Below are 23557 nucleotides of genomic sequence, written 5' to 3'. Positions count from 1 at the left end.
TATGGCAGTACAAACAGTTGATATTCTAGGCGTTCCTTTTTCTACAATGACAATGGATGAAACGGTCCAATATTTAAAAGAACAACTAGAAGTGGAGCGAACACATACTTTTCAGGTAGTAACAGCAAATCCTGAAATTGTTATGTGTGCAAAAAAGGATGAAGCATTCCATCAAACATTATTAAATGCAGATTTAATTACACCTGATGGTATTGGAGTCGTAAAAGCAAGTGGTATGTTAGGTACACCTGTAAAGGAACGTGTAGCAGGTTTTGATTTAATGTGTAATTTACTTGCGGCGTTATCAGAAGACAGTAAACCAGTATCAGTTTTCTTATTAGGTGCAAAACCGCATGTTGTACAAGCTGCAGCAGATCATTTAACGAAGACGTATTCAGCTGTATCTATTGTGGGTATACAAGATGGGTATTTTAAACAAGAAGAAGAAGAGAATATTGTTTCTCGTATTCAAAAGGCAAAACCAGACTTATTGCTTGTTGCACTTGGTTTCCCGAGACAAGAGAACTTTATCCAAACGAATAAGCATCGTTTAGAAACGAAAATAGCTGTTGGAGTAGGCGGAAGTTTAGATGTATGGGCTGGAGAGGTAAAACGTGCACCAAAATGGATTCAAGCGATCCATTTAGAGTGGTTTTATAGATTATGTAGCAATCCAACGCGTTGGCGTCGTCAGTTAGTATTAGCGGAATTTTTAAAAGAAGTCATGCGTTCAAAAAAGTAGCGTTCTATCGCTACTTTTTTATTTGTCCATTTTTAATAAAGTGAGTTTTTATTCATCTACTACCGATTGCGGACCCTCACTAATCGAGTGTTTAATGGCCATTTTTTTTTTTATCTGTCCGCCTTTGCTTCAGCTGAATTTTGAGGTGAGGGGTCTTACTGCCATCAAATAGTCGGATAAGTATTTTACTTTTTGGGAATGATGAAGGAGAATTTTTTACACGAAAGTATTTTACTTATACAATTCACACATGTAAAATGATGTGTAAAGACAGCTGTGTAAGGAGGACTTCTTGTGGGCAAGGTGAAAGAAATTTCGAAGCGAAAGCTACTTGGTATAGCGGGGCTTGGATGGTTATTTGATGCAATGGATGTTGGAATGCTTTCATTTGTAATGGTAGCATTGCAAAAAGATTGGGGATTAAGTACGCAAGAAATGGGCTGGATAGGCAGCATTAATTCAATTGGTATGGCGGTCGGGGCGCTCGTTTTTGGAATACTATCAGATAAAATAGGGCGGAAATCAGTCTTTATTATTACATTATTATTATTTTCTATCGGTAGTGGTTTAACGGCTTTAACGACGACACTTGCTATGTTCCTTGTTTTACGATTTTTAATTGGTATGGGGCTTGGTGGAGAACTTCCAGTTGCTTCTACATTGGTATCGGAGAGTGTTGAAGCACATGAACGTGGCAAAATAGTTGTGCTATTAGAAAGTTTTTGGGCAGGTGGATGGCTAATCGCAGCTCTTATCTCGTATTTTGTTATACCGAAATATGGTTGGGAAGTTGCGATGATATTGAGTGCGGTTCCAGCGCTATATGCTTTATATTTAAGATGGAATTTACCGGATTCTCCAAGATTCCAAAAGGTTGAAAAAAGGCCATCCGTTATCGAAAATATAAAGTCAGTTTGGTCTGGGGAATATCGTAAGGCAACAATTATGTTATGGATTTTATGGTTTTCTGTTGTCTTCTCCTATTATGGCATGTTCCTTTGGTTACCTAGTGTAATGGTATTAAAAGGATTTAGTTTAATAAAAAGTTTCCAATACGTACTTATTATGACGTTAGCTCAATTGCCAGGTTATTTCACGGCTGCTTGGTTTATTGAACGTCTTGGTCGTAAGTTTGTTTTAGTTACGTATTTAATTGGTACAGCTTGCAGTGCTTACTTATTTGGAGTGGCAGAGTCATTAACGGTATTAATCGTAGCAGGCATGTTACTATCATTCTTTAATTTAGGTGCTTGGGGTGCATTATATGCCTATACACCTGAACAATACCCAACAGTTATTCGTGGTACAGGTGCAGGGATGGCGGCAGCATTCGGTCGTATTGGTGGTATTCTTGGACCGCTATTAGTAGGATATTTAGTGGCTTCACAGGCTTCACTATCACTAATATTTACGATTTTCTGTGGATCAATTTTAATAGGCGTATTTGCTGTAATTATACTTGGGCAAGAAACGAAACAACGAGAATTAGTATAAGGTAAAACTTTAATCGGTAAGTGATCTCATTATTGGCCCGTACCAATTATGTTTTAGAGTAGTAAAACTAAGAGCTCATGTTTTCTCATTCAGTGGGTTTTACTGCCTACAAATAACGGAATAAAAGGGCAGGGGAACCATGATGGTTCCCTTTTTTCTGTTTTTTTAGATAAATAATGGTATAGTAAGAAAAAGGGAATGTTCCTTATAAAAGCGAATGTATACAACAGGACATACGGACAAAAGAATTAGGTGGTTGAACAAATGAAAATTTTACTGATTATGGAAGATGCAGAAGAGCGAAAAAGTTTAGCTGAAAAATTTATTGAAAATATAAGGAATGTAGAATGTTTTGAAGCAAATACAGGAACAGAATCATTATTTATGATGAAGAAGCATACACCAGATTTTGTTTTTTTAAATTCAAAATTACTAGATGGAACGGGTTTTGAATATGCGAGTTTATTACGGGAAGTAAATTGTTATACGAAATTTATTTTTATGGGTGAAGATATAGAAGAATCCATTACAGCGTTTCGTTTTCAAGCAGTTTATTATTTACTACGCCCATTTCGCGAGGAAGATTTGCAATTCCTTTTATATAGAATGGCTAAAGAGCAAGGTGAGAAAGCAAAGAGCTATTTGCGTAAACTACCGATAGAAGGTCAAGAAGGGATTCGGTATATTTTCCCTGAAGATATTGTATATGTAAGCAAAAACAAGGAAAACAAAACAGTTTCAATTTATACAACAAATAATCAGTATATTTCAACATATACACTCCAGGAGCTAGAAAATAAGCTAAATGCATATGATTTTTTACGTGTGCATAAAAGTTATTTAATTAATATGTCATATGTACAAGAGTTAAAGCCTTACTATAATGGCACATATAATCTGTATTTAGATAAATATGATGAGCAACCGATTCCAGTAAGTCGTAATTATGTGAAACGACTTCGAAATAAAATTGAATTATAGCAGATAATGCGAAGTTTTTAACATGATAAACTAAAAATCCTTCATGATAGGGAGGATTCAAATTAAATATTCAGAAAATTTAGTACAATCCCACTAAGAAATAGTATTGGGGGGATTGTATGTGAGAACATTGAAGTCGATTTTACTTTGGGGAGTTATTGCAGCAGTAGGAGCCGGTGCTTTTGGTGTAATAGCTTTATCACAAGGTGAAACTATTAATGCTGTATGGCTCTTAGTAGCTGCGGTATGTGTGTATGCAGTTGCTTATCGTTTTTATAGTAGATTTATAGCCAGAAAGGTATTCGGTTTAGATAATAATCGGCAAACGCCAGCTCATACATTAAATGATGGAAAAGATTATGTTCCGACAAATAAATGGGTATTATTTGGGCATCATTTTGCAGCAATCGCTGGGGCTGGGCCTTTAGTAGGACCGATTTTGGCGGCACAAATGGGATATTTGCCAGGGACAATATGGATTATTGTAGGGGTAGTTGTCGCTGGAGCTGTGCAAGATTTTGTTATTTTATTTGCTTCGATGAGACGTAATGGTAAATCTCTCGGTGAAATGATTAAAGATGAGATTGGTCCTGTTACAGGACTTATTGCAATGATTGGTATTTTAGGCATTATGATTATTTTATTAGCAGTATTAGCATTAGTAGTAGTAAAGGCGCTTGTCGGAAGCCCTTGGGGAATGTTTACGATAGCAGCAACGATTCCTATTGCTATTTTAATGGGAGTATATATGCGTTACATTAGGCCCGGACGAGTTGGTGAAGGTTCAGTAATCGGAATTATCCTACTTATACTGTCTCTTATTGGAGGGCAGTATGTAGCGGAAAATCCAGCGCTTGCAAGCATGTTCACGTTTAGCGGAGAAACAATTGCTATTATGCTTATTGTATATGGATTTATCGCATCGGCATTACCAGTTTGGATGCTTTTAGCACCACGTGATTATTTAAGTACATTTTTAAAAGTCGGAACAATTGTAGGATTAGCAATCGGTATTTTAATTGTAGCACCAGATTTACAAATGCCAGCAGTTTCGAAATTTATTGATGGAACTGGTCCTGTGTTCTCTGGAAACTTATTCCCGTTCTTATTTATTACTATTGCTTGTGGTGCAGTGTCTGGATTCCATGCTCTTGTTTCATCAGGTACGACGCCGAAGATGATTGAGCAAGAGGGACACGCACAGCCAATCGGTTATGGAGCAATGTTAATGGAGTCGTTTGTAGCGGCCATGGCGATGATTGCAGCTTGTGTATTAACACCGGGAACGTATTTTGCAATTAATAGTCCTGCAGCACTTATCGGTACAGATGTCTCGCAGGCAGCTCAAGTTATTTCCTCATGGGGATTTGCTATTACACCAAATGAACTAAAAGATCTCGCTGTAAACGTTGGAGAGCAAACGATTTTATCACGTACAGGTGGTGCGCCAACGTTAGCGATAGGTATGGCATATATTTTCTCACAAGTAATAGGTGGAACGGCCATGATGGCATTTTGGTATCATTTTGCGATTCTCTTTGAAGCGCTATTCATTTTAACAACAATTGATGCTGGAACGCGTGTCGGCCGATTTATGATTCAAGATATTTTAGGGCATGTGTATAAGCCATTTGGGCAAACGGATTCTACATTAGCGAATGTAATAGCTACAACGTTATGTGTATTAGGATGGGGTTATTTCTTATATCAAGGGGTAGTTGATCCACTTGGTGGAATTAATACATTATGGCCACTTTTCGGTATTGCAAATCAAATGTTAGCAGGTATTGCATTATTACTTGGAACGACAATTTTATTCAAAATGGGAAAAAAGGCATATGTTTGGGTGACGCTTATTCCAACTGTCGGATTGCTTATTGTAACGATGACAGCGGGTTATCAAAAGCTATTTCATGAAAACCCTAAAATAGGATTTCTATCCCACGCAAAGGTGTTTCAAGGAGCATTAGATGAAGGGAAAGTGTTAGCGCCAGCTAAAAATGTTGCCCAAATGAAGCAAATTATTTTCAATGATTATATTGATGCGGCACTTTGTGGGATTTTTATGATCGTTGTAATCGCTGTATTAATTTCTGCAATTCGAATTTGGATTCAAGTATTAAGAAATAAGCCGATGCCGCTAAAAGAGGCACCATATATCCCTAGAGATGAAAGTGAGTCGAGAAACTATGCTTAAAAGACTACGGCAAGTATGGGGACAAAGGAAACACTTTATTAGCTTACTTGTTGGGGTACCAAGCTATGAAACATATGTAGAGCATATGAAAAAGCATCATCCAGAAGAAGAAGTTGTATGTCAAAAACAATTTTTTGCAGAAGCGCAAGAAGCAAGGTTTAATGCAAAGGGCGGAAAAATCTCGCGCTGTTGTTAGTGAAAAGGACGAATTTTCGTCCTTTTTATTTTTTTGCTGTTTCACGTGGAACAGCAAAAAAATAAAAATCTTTGGGAATTATAGGTATTTCGTATACAATAAAATAAGGAAAAGGATAGATAGAAAAGTAGGGAGATTATTTTATGTTAAAGGACTTATTTGTAAACACAACAATTATTCTTTCCTTTATTTTTGTTGGAGGTCAGCTTTTAAGAGATAAACCGTTAGAAGAAGGGTTCTCTTTTTGGCAGAAATGTGTAGTAGGTATTCTTACTGGAATACTAAGTGTACTGTTAATGTATTTTGGTGTACATATAGAAAATATTATGTTGGATCTACGTTATTTAGCGGTTATTTTGGCAATTATAATCGGAGGTCCGATAGCTAGTAGTATAACAGTTACGATTATTTTAATTACCCGATTATTGTTAACCGAGTACTCTTTAGCCTCTGAATTAGCTTGTTATACTATTGTATTGATAGGTATTGGAGTTACTTTCATTTGGCGGATGAAAGTTTCTATGTTTACAAGATGGATCTGGTTTAATGTATATAGTTTATTTATTTTAGCGGTGCCACTTTCTATGCTATTTAAGGATATGTCTATAGTAGCATTATATTTAGTTTGTAGTAGTGTTGCAGCATATATCACATTTATAAGCGCAAATTATGTATTACAATCCAATGAGTTATTTCAAAAGATGAAGCAATATGCAACGATAGATGCATTGACAAGTTTAGGAAATGTAAGGCAGTTTGATTTAGAAATGAATCATCATATTGGTAATAAGCGTATGAAAAATGATTCACTTTGTTTACTACTTATAGATATTGATCACTTTAAGTGTGTAAATGATACGTATGGGCATCCTGCAGGAGATGAAGTGTTAAAACAAATAGGTCGTATTTTAAGAGAAGTTTCAACGTTTCCAGATTTGGCTTTTCGAAAGGGTGGAGAGGAGTTCGCTCTTCTGATACCGCAGAAGGGATTAGCTTACGGAATGCGTATGGGGGAACAAGTTCGCGCAGCTGTTGAAAAACATTCATTCCAATTGTTAGATGGAACAAAAATAAAAATTACGGTTTCAGTAGGGATTTCAGTATATGAACAATCACCAGAGCAATTTATTCAAGCTGCTGATGATGCATTATATTACTCCAAAAGAAATGGTAGAAATCAGGTTAGTTCCGCATCTTAAAGATAGGATGACCAGAAGAGCTTATAAATAAAAACACCCACAGAGAGGGAAAATACACACTCTGTGGGTGTTTTTATTTATAGGTTAGACAAGTTCTTTTGATACAACGAATTTACGATATGCACCGTGATGTGTTGGGCCTACGTATTCGTTGATCTTGAATGAATAACGGATAGCAGCTGTGATAAATTCTTTAGCAGTTTTTACTGCTTCTTTCACAGGTTTTCCTTTTGCAAGTTCTGCTGTAATTGCAGCAGAATATGTGCAACCTGCGCCGTGTGTATTTGTCGTATCAATTTTTTCTGATTCTAGAATGTCGAATGTCTCTCCATCATATAGGACGTCGATTGCAGTTTCGGTACCAAGCTTGCTACCGCCTTTAATTAGGACATATTTAGCACCTAAAGCATGGATTTTTTTCGCTGCTTCTTTCATGTCTTCAAGAGAATTAATCTTTACGCCACTTAATTGGTAAGCTTCAAATAAGTTTGGTGTGACAACTAATGCCTTTGGAACAAGAACGTCACGTAAGCAATCGTTCGTTTCAGGATGTAATGCTTCATCAGCACCTTTACATACCATAACAGGGTCAACTACTACATTTTTGAAATTATGTTTTTCGATTGTTTCTGCAACCATTTCAATAATTTCTACTGATCCAAGCATACCTGTTTTTAAAGCATCTACGCCAACGCCCTCAATTGTCGTTTCTAATTGTGGTTTTAATGTAGAAGCTGGGATTGGGAATACGTTATGTGCCCAACCGTTATGTGGATCCATCGTTACGATTGTCGTAAGAGATGTCATTCCGTACACACCAAGTTCTTGGAATGTTTTTAAATCTGCTTGTATACCAGCACCGCCACTTGTGTCAGAACCAGCGATAGTAAGTGCTTTATTTAATGTCATTATGAAAAGCCCCCTCAGGTGATATAATGAAAACTATGTTTTCACCATTATATCAATGTTACGAATAAGTACAAAGTGAAAAGTAGATGATTTATGTTAGGAACGATGTAAAATCTTGTATGTAGGAGACGAATTATGTTTCAAGAGAATCGTACAAATGAATTAGTTATATTAAAAGAGATTGCAGAAACACTAAATACATCAAATGATACATATCATGTATTGCAAGCAGTACTAGAAAAATTACTGAGTGTAACAGGTTTAACGACAGGATGGATATTTCTTGCGGATGAAAATGGTAGGTATACAAAATTAATTGATTATCAATTACCAGAGGCACTTACATATGAAAACAAACGCCCGATGTGTGAAGGGGAATGTTGGTGTTTACGTGGCTTTGTGGATGGGAAATTAGAGCGAGCTGTTAATATTATTGAATGTAAAAGAATTAATAATGCAATTGAATATAATTGGGGAGATACAGAAGGAATTCTTCATCATGCTACGGTTCCTTTAAAGGCTGGAGGAGAAAAATTTGGTTTGTTAAATGTGGCAAGCCCAGGTAAAACACATTTTTCAGAAGAAGAATTAGTATTGCTTCAATCAGTTGCCTTCCAAATTGGAACAGCTTTAAAACGAGCAAAGTTATATGAAAATGAAAAGCGAAGAGCACATTATTATGTGAAATTAGAACGGTTCATTCAAGTTTTAAGAACGATTCATCAATTTAATATATTGCCTGAAAAAGTTGTAGATCAATTAGGTGAAGTGTTTCAGTGGAATCAAGTCGCATTCTTTATTAGGGAAGAGAAAGAATTATCCTTGCGGGCATCTTATTGCCAGGAAGAATTGCAAGAGGATATAAAAAAAGCAGCGAAAGAAGCATTAGAAAAAGGTGAACCTATTTTATTAAATCATCAAATCAGTCATAAGGTAGCCTCTAATAGGACGGTTATTGCTACACCAATACAGATTCAAACTCACATATTTGGTGTTTTATGTGTTAGTTCAAATAATGGTGAATTTGATGTGAATACGATAGATGTACTTCAAGCAATTACAAATCATATTTCCTTCGTGATAGAAAATTTAAGGTTAAATGAGCAACGGCGTGAACTTGTACGAATGGAAGAAAGAAATCGGTTAGCAAGGGACTTACATGATTCCGTCTCACAAAAGCTATTTTCGTTAACCTTTATGACAAAAGGCGCTGAGGCAGTTTTAAAAGGTCAAAATGAAAAAGTAGATCGATCTTTGCATGATATGCGTGAACTAGCGCAAGGAGCTTTAAAAGAAATGAGGACGTTGATTTGGCAACTACGTCCAGCGGGTTTAGAGAAAGGATTATTACCAGCTTTAAAGCAATATGGTGAAAGTTTGGGATTGAAAATTCGGGAACAAGTTACAGGTGTCCGTGATTTACCACGTGTAGTAGAGGAAGCGCTATGGAGAATTGGACAAGAAGCTTTAAATAATGTAAGTAAGCATGCGAATGTTAGAGAAGCGACGATTTATTTCAAAGTGACGGAGAAGAATGTATCATTAGAAATAGTAGATCAAGGAAACGGCTTTGTAGAAAAGGATATAAAAGAGAAGAAATCACTTGGCATGACTACGATGCGCGAAAGAGTAGAATTAGTCGGTGGAACAATTAAAGTTGTAAGTGATAAAAAAAGAACAAGTGTAAAAGTAAACGTACCATTATGATGTGAAAATGAGGGAAGTTTGTGAAAATAAAAGTATTGTTAGTGGATGATCATACAGTCGTTTTAAAAGGGTTAGCATTTTTCTTAAGTACACAGGAAGATATAGAGTTAGTTGGAGAAGCAAGTAATGGGAAAGAGGCACTAATAAAAGTAGGGGAGACGAATCCTGATGTTGTACTAATGGATTTATATATGCCCGAAATGGATGGTGTTGAGGCGACAGCGTGTATTAAAAAAGAATATCCGGATGTGAAAGTAATTGTATTAACTAGCTTTTCTGATCAGGCGCATGTGTTACCAGCATTAAGGGCTGGAGCAAGCGGGTATATTTTAAAAGATGTAGAACCGGATCAGCTTGTTGAGGCTATTCGAAGTGCATATAAAGGTAATATTCAATTACATCCTGATATAGCAAATGCTCTTCTCTCTCAAACATTACCTGTAGAAGAAAAGGAAGAAGAGCCTTCAATTCAAGTGGATGTGCTAACAGCGAGAGAAAATGAAGTATTGCAGCTATTGGCGAAAGGGATGAGTAATAAAGAAATCGCTTCTGTTTTAGTTATTACGGAAAAAACGGTAAAAGCTCATGTAAGTAGTATTTTGAGTAAATTACATTTATCTGATCGTACGCAAGCGGCATTATATGCAGTGAAAAACGGAATTGTATAAGACAAAAGTCGTAAGACCTAGTTCGCCTTTGGAAGGTGGACTTTTTTTATGGAAAAATACGTCTATGTGAGGACGAAATTGTCTTGATATAAAGATAAAATATGTTTGTAAGCAACAAAACAACAATTACAAGGGATACCTTTTTTGAAAGCATATAACAACAGAAGAGTTAGTACTAGGAGGAAAACATAATGACAAAAGTTTTATTCGTAAAAGCAAACAACCGTCCAGCGGAACAAGCAGTTAGTGTAAAATTATATGAAGCGTTTTTAGCAAGTTACAAAGAAGCGCATCCAAACGATACAGTAGTAGAACTTGATCTATATAAAGAAGAATTACCATATGTAGGCGTAGATATGATTAATGGTACATTCAAAGCAGGTAAAGGATTTGATTTAACAGAACAAGAAGCAAAGGCCGTAGCAGTTGCTGATAAGTACTTAAATCAATTCCTAGAAGCTGATAAAGTCGTTTTCGGTTTCCCATTATGGAACTTAACGATTCCAGCAGTATTACACACATATATTGATTATTTAAACCGTGCTGGTAAAACGTTTAAATATACGCCAGAAGGTCCAGTTGGTCTAATTGGAGATAAGAAGATTGCATTATTAAACGCACGCGGTGGCGTATATTCTGAAGGTCCAGCAGCAGAAGTAGAAATGGCTGTTAAATATGTAGCAAGCATGATGGGCTTCTTCGGCGCAACAAACATGGAAACAGTAGTTATTGAAGGACATAACCAATTCCCAGATAAAGCAGAAGAAATCATTACAGCTGGTCTTGAAGAAGCAGTTAAAGTAGCAAGTAAATTTTAATTAAAAATAAAATCCTCACTCGAAAAAAGTAGCATTAACAGGTAAACGTTAATGCTACTTTTTTATATTTTAAGTTCATCAGCTAGTTTTTCTAACTGAATTCGATCTTGTATGTAATAGGTTCTCCCATCTTTTCTCAAGTAATTTTGTCGGCAAAACTGTTTTAATACATATAAAAGGTGACGGTAGCTAACATTTAAGTATTCCGAAGCCTCGGTATGTTTTTCTGTATAACTGTTATTTTGTTCCGTTAATAGAATAAACGCTGCTAATCGATTTTCGAACGGATAACTATTATTTTTAGCATAACTTTCTGTTCGGATAATTGTTTTTTCACCGATAAATTTGCATAGTTTCTGTAGAAAGATAACATCTTGTAACAAAAGATGCTGACAATCTTTAAGAGGAAGCGCTAGGCACATGCAATCTTCAATTACTTCCACCGTTTTCGTAACGGATTCTACGCCAATTAATCCTAATTCCCCAATGAACGAAGGTGCTTGAATAAAGTTAATTAAGGAGATCTTTCCGTTTTTGTGACTCATATATATTTTTGCTTTCCCAGAAATTAAGTAATAAAGATAAGGAACATCGAACCCTTCATTACATATCTTTTCGCTCTTCTGAAAGGAATGTAGTTCAGCATGCGGTAAGATGTCAAAAGAAAAAAGAGAATGGAAGTTGTAAGTTTGTATGTAATGAGAGATTTCTTCGCTATTTTTGCTGACTTTCATGTTTTCACCTCATGTTTAGTATGAGATATCTCCTATTATTTTTACAAGAAAGAATGATACGATTTACGTAAATTTGTTTTTGTAGAAAAGAGAGTGTGAGGGGCTTATGAAAAAATATAAAACGTTATTATTTGATGTAGATGATACATTGTTAGATTTTCAAAAGGCGGAAAAAGCGGCGTTACGTATGCTTTTTGAAGAGAAAGGGATGTCTCTAACTAGCGAGATTGAAGCGCAATATAAAAAAATTAATAAAAGTCTTTGGACTGCTTTTGAAGAAGGTGAAATCAATCGTGATGAAGTTGTAAATACACGATTTTCAATTTTATTTAAAGAATACGGGGAAGAAGTAGATGGGATATTATTCGAAAATAATTATCGCAGTTACTTAGAAGAAGGAAATCAGCTCATGGAAGGTGCTTTACAATTTATAAATCAAATTCAAAGTGAGTACGATTTATATATAGTGACAAACGGTATTTCTAAGACGCAAGATAAACGATTACGTAATGCAGGATTACATGCCTTGTTTCAAGATATTTTCGTTTCTGAAGATACAGGTTATCAAAAGCCGATGAAAGAGTATTTTGATTATGTTTTTGAAAGGATTCCTAACTTTGTTCCTGAAGAAGGGCTCATTATTGGGGATTCGTTAAGCGCTGATATGAAAGGTGGATATGTAGCGGGAATTGATACTTGTTGGTTTAATCCAGAAAAGAAATTTAATAATAGCGGGATTGTGCCAACATATGAAGTGCAAAATTTTGAAGAGTTATACGCGTTATTGAAGCAACATGTGTAATGAGAATAGGCAGTGGAACTTTCGTCCCTACTGCCTATTTCTATTCGTTTATAGCTTCGTTATTTTTAGGAAGTGGAAATGCATTACCAATTGCTGCTGCCCCAAGCATCGGTAATAGTAAATTGAGCGGGAAAAACATGAGTAATAGTAATGTTATAGCAATTGGTTTTCTTAGTGCATAGCTTGAAATTGCTGTCGTGACGATGGCGACCGAAGCGATTGGATCTATTGGGGCAATGGACGCTATAGCATATCCGATACTTGACCCAGAAAATATAATTGGGAAAATATGTCCACCGCGCCAGCCTGTATTTAAACAAACAGCAGTAATACATAATTTTAAAACCCCTGAAAGAAGTAGTACCCAGAAGGATAAATGGCTCCATTCAACGACTAAATCTTTTAATTGATGTTCTCCGGAGAATAATGTGTATGGGAGAAAAGTTCCTGCAATCCCTAATAAAATGCCACCGATAATTCCAAGCGATAGTTTGTATTCTTTTAAGGGATGGATTAATTTCTCTAATGTGAACTCTAATTTGAAATAAAAGAATCCAACTATAGCACCAATACTAGCAAGTGGAAGAAATGCAATCCATTCATTAAGAGAAAGAGAACCTTCTCCGAAATTAACGATAAAGGATCCACGATTATCAAATTTACTAAGTAATAAATAAACGGAAAAACCAGCGAAAGTGGTAGCCAAATATACAATTGCTTTTTTTCCTTTAGAGAATTCGTTAATTTGCTCTCCCTCATTTTCACTTGGAGCTAAATAACCGAATAATGGCGCGTTAAAAATTACACTTAAAGTAGCACCAATCCCAACTTCTGTTAGTTCATTCATTCCTTTTAAGGCGAATGTAAAGCGATCCCCGACCCATGTACAAAGCCCACCGATAATGCCAACAAGTGCTGCTTCAGGACCTAAGCTAGCTCCAAATATTAAAACGATAATCGCAGTTAAAGTGGCTTTATGTACGAAACGGTATTCAATTCTACCTGTTTTTTTATATTCACTCATTACTTCCGGCATAAGGCGTGGATATGTACCGAAGTATTTTTGAGTTAAACCAACAAGAATACCACCGATAGTTGTTACACAAATGGTGTAATACGGGGGAGAAGAGAAGATAGTAGGTAAGTATCCCCAAATAAAGTGAATGCCGATATTTATTGTAACTAAAAATAACCAGACTGTTGCGCCGACTATAGAGCCTAATAAAATGCCGTATAGGGCGAGTATATAGTGCATGTCTTTCTGGTTTGTCATGTTATACCTCCGTTATGTAAGTTTTAATGTCAAAAGGATTAAATATGCTACTGTGAAATGAAATGAATATGTATAGTATCTTTTTGAAAGGGTGGCTTATTCAATATATTGAGGTCTCGTGAGAATCTGAAATGTATACAGTTAAACTACTTATTTAATTCTATATATTAATTGAGGGTTTTAAAAGGTCTTTTTCAAATGAATATGGAATATATTTCTTTTGTTATGTACATTAAATTCTTTGTAGTTAATTTAGAACATTCAGAAAAACTGATTGACATTAGGAAATTATTGCTATAAAATCAACGGTAATTGCATAGTCTTATCAAGAAAAGGTGGAGGGACAGGCCCGATGAAACCTTGGCAACAGCCGTATAACGGAATTGTGCCAAATCCTGCAGGTAATAACCCTGAGAGATAAGAAAGAGCCTTTAGAGCGTGTTTTCAAACTGCTCCTTTCTTGTTTTCAGGAAAGGGGCAGTTTTTTATTTTGTATAAAAGAAAGGAGAATAAAAGATGGGAGAATCATGGGGAAAAGGAACAATTTGTGTGCAAGGTGGCTATACTCCAAAAAATGGTGAACCGCGTGTTTTACCGCTTTATCAAAGTACAACGTATAAATACGATACTTCAGATGATTTAGCAGCGCTATTTAATTTAGAGGCAGAAGGATATATCTACACGCGTATTGGAAATCCTACTTTAGCTGCATTTGAGCAAAAGTTAGCGGATTTAGAGGGTGGTGTAGGAGCTGTTGCAACGGCTTCTGGGCAGGCTGCTATTATGCTTGCCGTTTTAAATATTTGTAGTAGTGGAGACCACTTGCTTTGTTCTTCCACAGTTTATGGCGGGACGTTTAATTTATTTGGAGTGAGTTTGCGTAAGCTTGGTATTGATGTTACATTCTTTAATCCGAATTTAACTGCTGATGAAATTGTGGCCCTTGCTAATGATAAGACGAAACTTGTTTATGCAGAATCGCTAGGAAATCCGGCGATGAACGTTTTAAATTTCAAAGAGTTTTCAGATGCAGCGAAAGAGTTGGAAGTACCTTTTATCGTGGATAATACATTAGCAACTCCTTATTTATGCCAAGCATTTGAGCACGGAGCAAATATTATCGTCCATTCTACGACGAAATATATTGATGGTCATGCAAGTTCGTTAGGCGGCATTGTTATTGACGGAGGGAACTTCGATTGGACAAATGGGAAATATCCTGAACTTGTTGAACCTGATCCAAGTTACCACGGCGTAAGTTACATTCAAAATTTTGGTGCAGCAGCGTATATTGTGAAAGCACGTGTTCAGCTATTAAGAGATTATGGAAATTGTATGAGCCCATTCAATGCATATATTAGCAATATCGGCTTAGAAACATTGCATTTACGAATGGAGCGTCATAGTGAAAATGCTCTTGCAGTTGCTAAGTGGCTCGCTGATCATGAACGTATTGAATGGGTGAATTATCCGGGATTAAATAGTAATGAAAATTACTCGTTAGCACAAAAGTATTTGAAAAAAGGTGCTAGTGGTGTTTTAACATTCGGCATTAAGGGAGGATTAGAAGCCGCGAAAGAATTTATCGCAAATGTAAAACTAGCAACTCTCGTAACGCATGTAGCGGATGCACGAACTTGCGTTATACATCCTGCTAGCACAACGCATAGACAATTAAGTGCTGAAGATCAGCGTTTAGCTGGCGTTACATCAGATTTAATTCGTTTATCGGTTGGTATAGAAGATGTTTCTGATATTATTGCAGATTTAGAAGCAGCGCTAGTCGGAGGCAAAGAACATGCCGATCATAATTGATAAAGATTTACCAGCTCGCAAAGTGTTACAGGAGGAAAATATTTTTGTAATGACGAAGGAGCGAGCAGAAACACAAGATATCCGGGCATTGAAAATTGCTATATTAAATTTAATGCCTACAAAGCAAGACACAGAAGCGCAATTACTTCGTTTAATTGGCAATACACCGTTGCAATTAGATGTACATTTACTTCATATGGAATCACACCTGTCCCGTAATGTCGCACAGGAACATTTAACGAGTTTCTATAAAACATTCCGTGATATTGAGAATGAGAAATTTGATGGACTCATTATTACAGGAGCACCAGTTGAAACCCTTTCTTTTGAAGAGGTAGATTATTGGGAAGAGCTTAAACGCATTATGGAGTATTCAAAAATGAACGTAACATCTACGCTTCATATTTGCTGGGGGGCACAGGCTGGTTTGTATCATCATTATGGTATTCAAAAGTATCCTCTTAAGGAAAAAATGTTTGGTGTATTTGAACATGAAGTTCGTGAGCAACATGTGAAATTGTTACAAGGGTTTGATGAGTTATTTTTTGCCCCGCATTCTCGTCATACGGAAGTACGAGAGAGTGACATTAGAGAAGTGAAGGAGTTAACGTTATTAGCCAACTCTGAGGAAGCGGGCGTTCATCTTGTTATTGGACAAGAAGGAAGACAAGTGTTTGCGCTCGGTCATAGTGAATATAGTTGTGATACGTTAAAGCAAGAATACGAACGAGATCGTGACAAAGGGTTAAATATTGATGTGCCGAAAAACTATTTTAAGCATGATAATCCAAATGAGAAGCCACTTGTAAGGTGGAGAAGCCATGGAAATCTATTATTCTCTAATTGGCTAAATTATTACGTGTATCAAGAAACCCCTTATGTATTATAAAAAAAGATTGTGTCACACGTGGCAACGTTTTCTTTGTAAAGATTAACCTTTATTTTTCCGAATGTTCAAAAAACATTGTTTTTCAGATTTTTTATTCATATAATTTCATCTAAACACAATTTTTGAGGGGTGGACAGTATTATGAAAGAAATTCAAGTTGGCTTATTAGGTCTTGGGACAGTTGGTAGCGGGGTAGTTCGTATCATTACAGATCACCAAGAGCGACTTATACACCAAGTAGGTTGTCCTGTAAAAGTAACGAAAGTACTAGTACAAAATATTGAAAAAGAGAGAGAAGTAGAGGTACCTTCTACTCTATTAACACAAGATGCACATGAAATTTTAGACAATCCAAACATCGACGTTGTCATCGAAGTAATGGGTGGCATTGATGATGCAAAAGCATATATTTTGCAAGCTTTACAAAGCGGGAAGCATGTTGTGACTGCCAATAAAGATTTAATGGCGTTACATGGGGCGGAACTATTAGCGGTAGCAAAAGATAATAAAGCTGATTTATTTTATGAAGCCAGTGTGGCCGGAGGGATTCCGATTTTACGAAGTATCGTAGAAGGACTTTCTTCAGATCTTATTACGAAAGTAATGGGAATTGTAAATGGAACGACAAATTTTATTTTGACGAAAATGTCAGATGAAGGGAGAGCATATAACGACGTGTTAAAAGAAGCCCAGCAACTTGGATTTGCAGAAGCAGATCCAACATCAGATGTAGAAGGTTTAGATGCAGCAAGAAAAATGACGATTTTGGCTACCCTTGGTTTCTCTACAAATGTAGAGCTTGGAGATGTAAAGGTAAAAGGGATTACTTCTATTACAGAAGAAGATATTGAATACAGTAAGAGTTTAGGATACACGATTAAATTAATCGGTCTTGCGAAGCGAGATGGTGAAAAATTAGAGGTTACAGTTGAACCGACACTACTTCCAAATACACATCCTCTTGCGGCCGTACAAAACGAATATAACGCTGTATATGTGTATGGTGAAGCAGTTGGAGAAACGATGTTTTATGGACCAGGTGCAGGAAGTCTACCGACAGCAACAGCTGTTGTTTCAGATTTAGTAGCTGTCATGCAAAATATTAGATTAGGGGTAACAGGAAATAGTGCTGTAGTCCCGCAATATCAAAAAGTATTAAAAGAGCCAGACGAAATTGTTGTGAAGAAATTTTTACGACTTCATGTGAAAGATGAAATTGGTGTATTTGCAAAAATTACTTCGTTATTCTCTGAGCGTGGCGTTAGCTTTGAAAAGATTATTCAAATGCCACTTGAAGAGAAAGGAAAAGCTGAAATTGTAATTGTAACGCATCGTGCATCTCTTGCTGATTATGATTATATTCTACATACGTTGCAAGGGTATGAAGAAATAGATTGTTTGAAAGCAAACTATCGAATTGAAGGAGATGCTAAGTAGTATCTCTACTAATAAAAAACCTATTAAGCAGCTTGCTTAATAGGTTTTTTTCTATTTAAAATTTGTGTACCAACTTGAATAAATGCTTGTATAATCCAGCCTGTTGTAAAGGATAAAATAATTGTTCCAAAATAGATAGGTCCATCTAATAAGAAGCTTAATGTTAAAAATAAGAATGCTAACGAAATTTCTGTCCTTCTAAATGTCCATTTCTTTTTCTCAGCAACTGTTAAAACGAAAGCTTCTTGAGGTGCTGCACAAAGATTTGTAGAGACGTAAAGACCAATTCCAGCTCCAACGAATAGATTTCCGCAAATAAGTGTTATATATTTTGGAAGAGAACGGATAGCGTCCATAATAGTTGTAATGGAACCGATCCAATCAACAAAAAGAGAAATAAGAACCATTGTTACAATTGTACCGATCGTAATTTGTTTTTTATTCCAAAAGAGTACGATAAGGGTAAAAGCAAAGTTAATCATGAAAATCCAAAAACCGATACTTATCCCGAAATTTTGATATAGTGCAATAAAGAAGGAATCATAAGGGCTAAGTCCAAAGGAAGTAATTGTCGTCATCATATTAATGCCGATGGCGAGAATAAGTAGACCGCTAATGAAAAATATATGTTCTAATTTGAGTCGAAACATAGTTGTATATCCTTTCAAAAAGTATTTGCTAGGAAAGGATATATTGTGGAAAGCTTACCAGGTCAAGGGAGAATTTTTGTGAGAAGGGGAAAATGAGATGACGAATATAAGAAAAATTGCTGAACTTGCTGGGGTATCTGTTTCAACTGTTTCACGTGTACTAAATAATCATCCATATGTGAATGAACAGAAGCGAAAAGAAATTTTAGCAATTATAGAAGAATTAAACTATACGCAAAATGTGAATGCAATTCATTTAGTGAAAGGGAAAACGAATGTCATTGGCGTTTTATTACCGCATGTAAATGACCAATATTATAGTGCTATTATTGAGGGAATATCAAAGGAAACAGCAAAGAATAATTATAATATGATGCTTTGTCAGACGAATTATAGTGAGGAAAGAGAATTAGAAATTTTGAATATGTTAAAAATGAAAAAGCTTGATGGGATTATTATATGTTCGCGGGCAAATAGTAAGGAAAAGCTTGAAGAATATACGAAGTTTGGCCCTATTGTTATGTGTGAAGAAATAGACTCGAACTACATTTCGAGTGTGCATATTGATTATTATAAAGTGTTTTCGCGCGGGATGAAGAGCTTAATAGATGCGGGCCATACAAGTATTGGGTATTGCATTGGAAGAAGTAACAGTATTAATAGCCAAAGGAGAAAACAAGCATATGAAGATTCACTTCAACAGATTGCTGTAACATCAATAGAAGCCTGGAAGTTTAAAGGCTGTTTTACGGTGGAAGATGGGCGTAATGTAATTAGGGAATGGGCCTCTATGTCAGTAAAACCAACTGCGTTTCTTGTATCTTGCAACCATATTGCAGCAGGAATGGTAACGGAAGCGAAAAAACAAGGAATTCGTATTCCAGAAAATATTACGATTATCGGTTGTGATGATCAAGATGTGGCAGATATTTTAGGCATTACGACCATTTCGTATTGTAGTAAAAATGTTGGTGTAAAGGCATTTGAATTATTATATGAAAAGATTAATGATGAGAAAATAGATGTAAAGCACGTAGAGTTATTTCCAGAATTAGTACATAGGGAAACAACATAATAGATAAGGTGTGAAAATCGCTTTTCAAAATTGCGTTTGGTATAATTATGGACAATCTATGAGGGCTAAAAGGGGTTTTGATATGAGATCAAAAGTAGTAAAAGTAATTCTACTCATTACAATTGCATCTTTCTGTTTATTTGCATATGGCTTTGTTTCAGGTGTAAATGATGTATTAAATCCGAAAGCTTCAAATTTAATTAAAAAGACCGATGTAGTGGCAAAAGAGAAAAAGAAAACGGGAACGTTACAAATCGTTAGTTTAGGTGATTCATTAACACGCGGTGTTGGTGATAAAGAAGGAATTGGCTATATTGGACGGATGAAAGAAGATTTACAAAAAGGTTATAAGCAAAAGGTTGCCTTAACGAACTTAGCTGTTAGTGGTGCGAAAATGCCTGACTTATTAAAACAAATTGAGAGTAGTGGCGCTCAATATTCAATTAAGCAAGCAGATGTAATCGTTTTAACGATTGGAGGAAATGATTTATTTCCGGGTTGGGAATCGCTTGGAAAGATAGATTTAGAAACATATCGTCCTGATACGGAAACATTCCAAAATGAAGCGAAGAAAATTATAGAAGAAATTCGTAAATTAAATACAGATAGCCCTATTTTTTGGCTAGGTTTATATAATCCTTTTGAAGATGTAGAAGATTTAAAGGGGTCTTCAAACATTGTTGTAGACTGGAATGCATCTTTAGAAAAGTTAGCGATAAATAATAAAAATGTATATATTACACCGACATTTGATTTATTCCAAAACCGCGGGAAAGATTTATTATACTCTGATCATTTTCATCCGAACGAAGTAGGTTATACGTATATGGCAGAACGTTTAGTTCAAAATGTTGTAAGTAAATTAAAACTAGAACAAGGAGGGGTAAAATGACGACGATACTTTCCGTACGAGACGTGAAGAAGGTAATTGGAAAGAAGACTCTTGTAGAGAATATTTCCTTTGATGTAAAGCAAGGAGAAGTGTTCGGGTTCTTAGGACCAAATGGTGCTGGAAAGACGACTACCATTCGAATGTTAGTCGGATTAATTAAGGCGACAGAAGGTACGATTTCTATCGGTGGTTATTCGATTAAGGAAAATTTCAGAGAAGCGATGCGTCAAATTGGGAGTATCGTTGAAAACCCAGAGTTGTATACATATTTAACGGGATGGGAAAATTTAAAGCAATTTGCTCGTATGTTAGGTGATATATCAGATGAACGTATTATTGAAATTGCTGAAATGGTTCATTTGGATGAAAGAATTCACGATAAGGTAAAAACATATTCACTCGGTATGAAACAGCGACTTGGCATTGCGCAAGCGCTTCTTGGAAATCCTAAACTACTCATATTAGATGAGCCGACAAATGGTTTAGACCCAGCCGGAATTAGAGAGCTTAGGGAATTTATACATAAGCTTGTGAAAGAAGAAAATATGAGCGTGTTTATTTCAAGTCATTTGCTAAGCGAAGTACAAATGATATGTGATCGCGTTGCTATTATTCATAAAGGAAAGATGATAACAGTTGCCAAGGTTGAAGAGTTAATTAAAACAGCAAGTGACCGCGTAGAATGGATTGTTACGCCGATTGGGAAAGCAAAAGATATGCTAGAAGATGCTGAGGAAGTAAGAGAAGTGAGTATAGAAGGTGATCGATTACTATGCCGTATGAATATCGCATCTATAAGTAATTGGAATAAACATTTTGTAGAAAACGGGATAGATGTACATAGCGTTAAGGAACTTGTATTTACGCTAGAAGATTTATTTATTGAACTCACAAGGGGTGAGCAGCATGCGTGAATTTGCGAATCTAGTTTTAAATGAATCAGAAAAGATTTACCGCAAGAAACGTATTTTTGTTGTCATGCTTATTTTAGCAATCTTGATCCCACTTTTTGTGTACGCGCAGTATCGTGAAATAGAGACGACACAGAAAAGGCTCGGTACAACTGATTGGAAGGTTTCATTACAACAGCAAATTGTTGATTCTCAGAACCGGTTGAACAATTCTAGGTTGCCAGAAGAATGGCGTGATTGGTTAAAGGTAAGAGTTGAGCAGCAACAATATTATTTAGATCATGATATTAACCCGATGGCACCGGGCGCACCGACTTTTGTAAGGGCGTTTATTGAGCAAGGAATTACATTATTTATTCCGCTTCTTGTAATGATTGTCGCCATTGATATCGTTTCAGGAGAACGAAGTGATGGAACGATGAAGATGTTACTTACGCGGCCGATTCGGCGCTGGAAAATACTCCTTAGTAAATACGTGACGATGTTATTTTTTATTTCGCTCATACTGTTTCTTGTAGGCTTGTTTGCTTACATACTATCAGGGCTTGTATTTGGTTACTCGGGATGGAATTTACCTGTTTTAACAGGGTTCGTCATTGATAAGGAAACGTTAAATACGAACTTTGTGCACCTTATTCCGCAGTGGCAATACATCTTAATGGCATATGGATTAGCTTGGTTTGTTGCTATCGTTGTTGGAACTATATCATTTATGGTCTCTGTTTTAATTCGTAATACACCAGCTGGTATGGGCGTTATGTTAGCCGCATTAATTGCGGGCGGCATTTTAAGTTCATTCGCAACATCTTGGGAAGGTGCGAAATATATTTTTAGTGTGAATTTATCATTAACGGATTATCTATCAGGAAAATTACCTGCATTACAAGGTTTATCGATGGGATTTTCTTTAATGAATTTAACTGTTTGGGGAGTTGTGTCTCTTATTATTTCATTTGTAGTATTTACAAAGCAGGATATGGTGAATTAATTGGACGGGAAGTGAAGATATGGAGAATATTTTAACAAATGATTGGGGACCATTATTGGCGCCAGAATTTGAGAAAGAGTATTATCGTAAGCTAGCTGATTTTTTGAAAGAAGAGTACAGTACACATGTTGTTTACCCAAAGCTAGAAGATATTTTTAACGCTCTAGAGTATACAAGTTATGAAAATACAAAGGTCGTTATTTTAGGACAAGATCCATACCATGGACCGAATCAAGCGCATGGTTTAAGCTTTTCTGTGCAACCCGGTATTAAAACGCCACCGTCGTTGTTAAATATGTATAAAGAACTTCGAGATGAATATGGGTATGACATTCCAAATAACGGTTATTTAGTAAAGTGGGCAAAGCAAGGCGTTTTATTATTAAATACTGTATTAACAGTTCGACAAGGTGAAGCAAATTCTCATAAAGGAAAAGGATGGGAGCACTTCACAGATCGTGTAATTGAGCTATTAAATGAACGTGAAAAGCCAGTTATTTTCATATTGTGGGGACGTCATGCACAGGCGAAGAAGAAGTTAATTACGAATCCGAATCATCATATTATCGAATCCGTACATCCAAGTCCATTATCAGCAAGACGTGGTTTCTTTGGAAGTAAACCATATTCTAAAGTAAATACGATTTTAGCTAATATGGGCGAGAGGGAAATTGATTGGGAAATTCCAAATTTATAAATAAAAAAGGTAGTTAACAGTTGTTAACTACCTTTTCATTATTGTTGCTCGTTTTTTAATTTTGCATCTAGTACAAAAGTACCAAATGGGATAACCGATGAAACGAATGCCCCAAGTGCCCATAAAATTGATTTACGGTGTACGATTGTTACTTGAATTACTGCGAAGATAAATAAAATAAATAAAACACCGTGAGCCATGCCTGTAATTTTAACAGCTGTTGCAAATCCTGCGAAATATTTTAATGGCATTGCTACAAATAATAGTAGTAGGAAAGAAATCCCTTCAATAAGTCCAATTGCTCTTAATCGTCCGATTGGTGTAGATAACATGTAAAGTGGCCTCCCTTAACGTATGCTTGTTTATAGTAAATTTGTATTCTTTTTCAAAATAAAATAGTCTATTTTGTTTCATTATATACAAAAAGAAAGTTTACACTACGAGAATAGTGCAAAGTTCAAAATATAGTCACAAAAGCATGGT

General features: G+C 35.9%; 23 protein-coding genes and 1 riboswitch. Of the genes, 18 read left to right on the top strand and 5 right to left on the bottom strand.

Annotated elements, in window-relative coordinates; translation table 11 throughout:
- Window position 1 precedes the first annotated feature (1 nt).
- The 6 genes from EKQ63_RS28605 (at window position 2) to EKQ63_RS28575 (ending at window position 6809) form a co-directional block, all read left to right on the top strand.
- Window positions 2-742, top strand: a complete 741-nt coding sequence (locus tag EKQ63_RS28605) for a WecB/TagA/CpsF family glycosyltransferase (RefSeq protein ID WP_048553392.1) — start codon at window positions 2-4, stop codon at window positions 740-742.
- A gap of 294 nt (window positions 743-1036) precedes the next feature.
- The gene (locus tag EKQ63_RS28595) at window positions 1037-2236 is read left to right on the top strand and encodes an MFS transporter (protein ID WP_087955226.1); all 1200 of its coding nucleotides are present in this window, start codon (window positions 1037-1039) and stop codon (window positions 2234-2236) included.
- A gap of 264 nt (window positions 2237-2500) precedes the next feature.
- Window positions 2501-3217, top strand: a complete 717-nt coding sequence (locus EKQ63_RS28590; protein ID WP_087955225.1) for a LytR/AlgR family response regulator transcription factor — start codon at window positions 2501-2503, stop codon at window positions 3215-3217.
- Between the two features lie 121 nt (window positions 3218-3338).
- Entirely contained in the window at window positions 3339-5414 is a 2076-nt protein-coding gene (gene cstA / locus EKQ63_RS28585) for a carbon starvation protein CstA (protein WP_087995288.1), read from the top strand.
- The gene (locus EKQ63_RS28580; protein ID WP_000919824.1) at window positions 5407-5610 is read left to right on the top strand and encodes a YbdD/YjiX family protein; all 204 of its coding nucleotides are present in this window, start codon (window positions 5407-5409) and stop codon (window positions 5608-5610) included. The genes cstA and EKQ63_RS28580 overlap by 8 nt, the downstream gene beginning before the upstream one ends.
- A gap of 143 nt (window positions 5611-5753) precedes the next feature.
- Window positions 5754-6809, top strand: a complete 1056-nt coding sequence (locus EKQ63_RS28575) for a GGDEF domain-containing protein (protein WP_143881722.1) — start codon at window positions 5754-5756, stop codon at window positions 6807-6809.
- Between the two features lie 84 nt (window positions 6810-6893).
- Here the strand turns inward: EKQ63_RS28575 and pdxK are convergent, their stop codons facing one another.
- The gene (gene pdxK / locus EKQ63_RS28570) at window positions 6894-7718 is read right to left on the bottom strand and encodes a pyridoxine/pyridoxal/pyridoxamine kinase (RefSeq protein WP_000174249.1); all 825 of its coding nucleotides are present in this window, start codon (window positions 7716-7718) and stop codon (window positions 6894-6896) included.
- A gap of 135 nt (window positions 7719-7853) precedes the next feature.
- Between pdxK and EKQ63_RS28565 the strand changes: the two genes are divergently transcribed.
- The 3 genes from EKQ63_RS28565 to EKQ63_RS28555 all read left to right on the top strand — a co-directional run bounded on the left by EKQ63_RS28565 (window position 7854) and on the right by EKQ63_RS28555 (window position 10911).
- Entirely contained in the window at window positions 7854-9425 is a 1572-nt protein-coding gene (locus EKQ63_RS28565; protein WP_087955222.1) for a GAF domain-containing sensor histidine kinase, read from the top strand.
- Between the two features lie 20 nt (window positions 9426-9445).
- Entirely contained in the window at window positions 9446-10093 is a 648-nt protein-coding gene (locus EKQ63_RS28560; RefSeq protein WP_143881721.1) for a response regulator, read from the top strand.
- Window positions 10094-10284: 191 nt separating this feature from the next.
- Window positions 10285-10911, top strand: a complete 627-nt coding sequence (locus tag EKQ63_RS28555) for an FMN-dependent NADH-azoreductase (RefSeq protein ID WP_143881720.1) — start codon at window positions 10285-10287, stop codon at window positions 10909-10911.
- A gap of 62 nt (window positions 10912-10973) precedes the next feature.
- Here EKQ63_RS28555 and EKQ63_RS28550 read toward each other — a convergent pair whose 3' ends face one another.
- Window positions 10974-11645 carry a transcriptional regulator YeiL gene (locus EKQ63_RS28550; protein WP_143881719.1) on the bottom strand — a complete coding sequence of 224 codons (672 nt, stop codon included), beginning with the start codon at window positions 11643-11645 and terminating at the stop codon, window positions 10974-10976.
- A gap of 106 nt (window positions 11646-11751) precedes the next feature.
- Here EKQ63_RS28550 and EKQ63_RS28545 point away from each other — a divergent pair, with 106 nt between their 5' ends.
- Window positions 11752-12447, top strand: a complete 696-nt coding sequence (locus EKQ63_RS28545) for a YjjG family noncanonical pyrimidine nucleotidase (RefSeq protein WP_143881718.1) — start codon at window positions 11752-11754, stop codon at window positions 12445-12447.
- A 40-nt stretch (window positions 12448-12487) separates the two neighbouring features.
- Here the strand turns inward: EKQ63_RS28545 and EKQ63_RS28540 are convergent, their stop codons facing one another.
- Window positions 12488-13720: a chloride channel protein gene (locus tag EKQ63_RS28540; RefSeq protein WP_087995292.1), complete on the bottom strand. Its 1233-nt coding sequence runs from the start codon at window positions 13718-13720 to the stop codon at window positions 12488-12490.
- 319 nt (window positions 13721-14039) lie between these two features.
- Window positions 14040-14144, top strand: a riboswitch (SAM riboswitch).
- Between the two features lie 92 nt (window positions 14145-14236).
- Here EKQ63_RS28540 and EKQ63_RS28535 point away from each other — a divergent pair.
- The 3 genes from EKQ63_RS28535 (at window position 14237) to EKQ63_RS28525 (ending at window position 17861) form a co-directional block, all read left to right on the top strand.
- Window positions 14237-15535 carry a bifunctional O-acetylhomoserine aminocarboxypropyltransferase/cysteine synthase gene (locus EKQ63_RS28535; RefSeq protein ID WP_087955216.1) on the top strand — a complete coding sequence of 433 codons (1299 nt, stop codon included), beginning with the start codon at window positions 14237-14239 and terminating at the stop codon, window positions 15533-15535.
- A complete protein-coding gene (metA, locus tag EKQ63_RS28530; RefSeq protein ID WP_087955215.1) occupies window positions 15519-16424 on the top strand; it encodes a homoserine O-acetyltransferase MetA in 906 nt (301 codons plus the stop codon). The genes EKQ63_RS28535 and metA overlap by 17 nt, the downstream gene beginning before the upstream one ends.
- 141 nt (window positions 16425-16565) lie before the next feature.
- Window positions 16566-17861, top strand: coding sequence for a homoserine dehydrogenase (locus EKQ63_RS28525; protein WP_000659098.1), 1296 nt, complete (start codon window positions 16566-16568; stop codon window positions 17859-17861).
- A gap of 23 nt (window positions 17862-17884) precedes the next feature.
- Here EKQ63_RS28525 and EKQ63_RS28520 read toward each other — a convergent pair whose 3' ends face one another.
- A complete protein-coding gene (locus EKQ63_RS28520) occupies window positions 17885-18511 on the bottom strand; it encodes a YczE/YyaS/YitT family protein (protein ID WP_087955214.1) in 627 nt (208 codons plus the stop codon).
- Between the two features lie 97 nt (window positions 18512-18608).
- Between EKQ63_RS28520 and EKQ63_RS28515 the strand changes: the two genes are divergently transcribed.
- From EKQ63_RS28515 to EKQ63_RS28495, 5 genes are read left to right on the top strand one after another with little or no spacing between them, the layout of a single operon-like run.
- A complete protein-coding gene (locus EKQ63_RS28515) occupies window positions 18609-19586 on the top strand; it encodes a LacI family DNA-binding transcriptional regulator (RefSeq protein ID WP_143881717.1) in 978 nt (325 codons plus the stop codon).
- A 10-nt stretch (window positions 19587-19596) separates the two neighbouring features.
- The gene (locus tag EKQ63_RS28510) at window positions 19597-20478 is read left to right on the top strand and encodes an SGNH/GDSL hydrolase family protein (RefSeq protein ID WP_140168590.1); all 882 of its coding nucleotides are present in this window, start codon (window positions 19597-19599) and stop codon (window positions 20476-20478) included.
- A complete protein-coding gene (locus EKQ63_RS28505; RefSeq protein WP_087955211.1) occupies window positions 20475-21392 on the top strand; it encodes an ABC transporter ATP-binding protein in 918 nt (305 codons plus the stop codon). Before EKQ63_RS28510 ends, EKQ63_RS28505 begins: the two co-directional genes overlap by 4 nt.
- Window positions 21385-22377, top strand: coding sequence for a DUF2705 family protein (locus EKQ63_RS28500; protein WP_087955210.1), 993 nt, complete (start codon window positions 21385-21387; stop codon window positions 22375-22377). The genes EKQ63_RS28505 and EKQ63_RS28500 overlap by 8 nt, the downstream gene beginning before the upstream one ends.
- Window positions 22378-22396: 19 nt before the next feature.
- Window positions 22397-23074, top strand: a complete 678-nt coding sequence (locus EKQ63_RS28495; protein WP_087995294.1) for a uracil-DNA glycosylase — start codon at window positions 22397-22399, stop codon at window positions 23072-23074.
- Window positions 23075-23112: 38 nt separating this feature from the next.
- Here the strand turns inward: EKQ63_RS28495 and EKQ63_RS28490 are convergent, their stop codons facing one another.
- On the bottom strand, window positions 23113-23406 hold the full coding sequence (locus EKQ63_RS28490) for a DUF3817 domain-containing protein (protein WP_000953390.1): 294 nt from the start codon (window positions 23404-23406) through the stop codon (window positions 23113-23115).
- Window positions 23407-23557: the final 151 nt, after the last annotated feature.

It is taken from the genome of Bacillus sp. BD59S (assembly GCF_007363175.1).
GTDB classification, from domain to species: Bacteria; Bacillota; Bacilli; order Bacillales; family Bacillaceae_G; genus Bacillus_A; species Bacillus_A pacificus.
This window is presented reverse-complemented; position numbering and strand designations above follow the sequence as displayed.

Coding starts and splice junctions, on each gene's coding strand:
- EKQ63_RS28605 (WP_048553392.1), top strand. CDS start 2: ATGGCAGTACAAACAGTTGATATTCTAGGCGTTCCTTTTTCTACAATG.
- EKQ63_RS28590 (WP_087955225.1), top strand. CDS start 2,501: ATGAAAATTTTACTGATTATGGAAGATGCAGAAGAGCGAAAAAGTTTA.
- EKQ63_RS28580 (WP_000919824.1), top strand. CDS start 5,407: ATGCTTAAAAGACTACGGCAAGTATGGGGACAAAGGAAACACTTTATT.
- EKQ63_RS28575 (WP_143881722.1), top strand. CDS start 5,754: ATGTTAAAGGACTTATTTGTAAACACAACAATTATTCTTTCCTTTATT.
- pdxK (WP_000174249.1), bottom strand. CDS start 7,718: ATGACATTAAATAAAGCACTTACTATCGCTGGTTCTGACACAAGTGGC.
- EKQ63_RS28565 (WP_087955222.1), top strand. CDS start 7,854: ATGTTTCAAGAGAATCGTACAAATGAATTAGTTATATTAAAAGAGATT.
- EKQ63_RS28555 (WP_143881720.1), top strand. CDS start 10,285: ATGACAAAAGTTTTATTCGTAAAAGCAAACAACCGTCCAGCGGAACAA.
- EKQ63_RS28550 (WP_143881719.1), bottom strand. CDS start 11,645: ATGAAAGTCAGCAAAAATAGCGAAGAAATCTCTCATTACATACAAACT.
- EKQ63_RS28545 (WP_143881718.1), top strand. CDS start 11,752: ATGAAAAAATATAAAACGTTATTATTTGATGTAGATGATACATTGTTA.
- EKQ63_RS28540 (WP_087995292.1), bottom strand. CDS start 13,720: ATGACAAACCAGAAAGACATGCACTATATACTCGCCCTATACGGCATT.
- EKQ63_RS28535 (WP_087955216.1), top strand. CDS start 14,237: ATGGGAGAATCATGGGGAAAAGGAACAATTTGTGTGCAAGGTGGCTAT.
- metA (WP_087955215.1), top strand. CDS start 15,519: ATGCCGATCATAATTGATAAAGATTTACCAGCTCGCAAAGTGTTACAG.
- EKQ63_RS28525 (WP_000659098.1), top strand. CDS start 16,566: ATGAAAGAAATTCAAGTTGGCTTATTAGGTCTTGGGACAGTTGGTAGC.
- EKQ63_RS28520 (WP_087955214.1), bottom strand. CDS start 18,511: ATGTTTCGACTCAAATTAGAACATATATTTTTCATTAGCGGTCTACTT.
- EKQ63_RS28515 (WP_143881717.1), top strand. CDS start 18,609: ATGACGAATATAAGAAAAATTGCTGAACTTGCTGGGGTATCTGTTTCA.
- EKQ63_RS28505 (WP_087955211.1), top strand. CDS start 20,475: ATGACGACGATACTTTCCGTACGAGACGTGAAGAAGGTAATTGGAAAG.
- EKQ63_RS28500 (WP_087955210.1), top strand. CDS start 21,385: ATGCGTGAATTTGCGAATCTAGTTTTAAATGAATCAGAAAAGATTTAC.
- EKQ63_RS28495 (WP_087995294.1), top strand. CDS start 22,397: ATGGAGAATATTTTAACAAATGATTGGGGACCATTATTGGCGCCAGAA.
- EKQ63_RS28490 (WP_000953390.1), bottom strand. CDS start 23,406: ATGTTATCTACACCAATCGGACGATTAAGAGCAATTGGACTTATTGAA.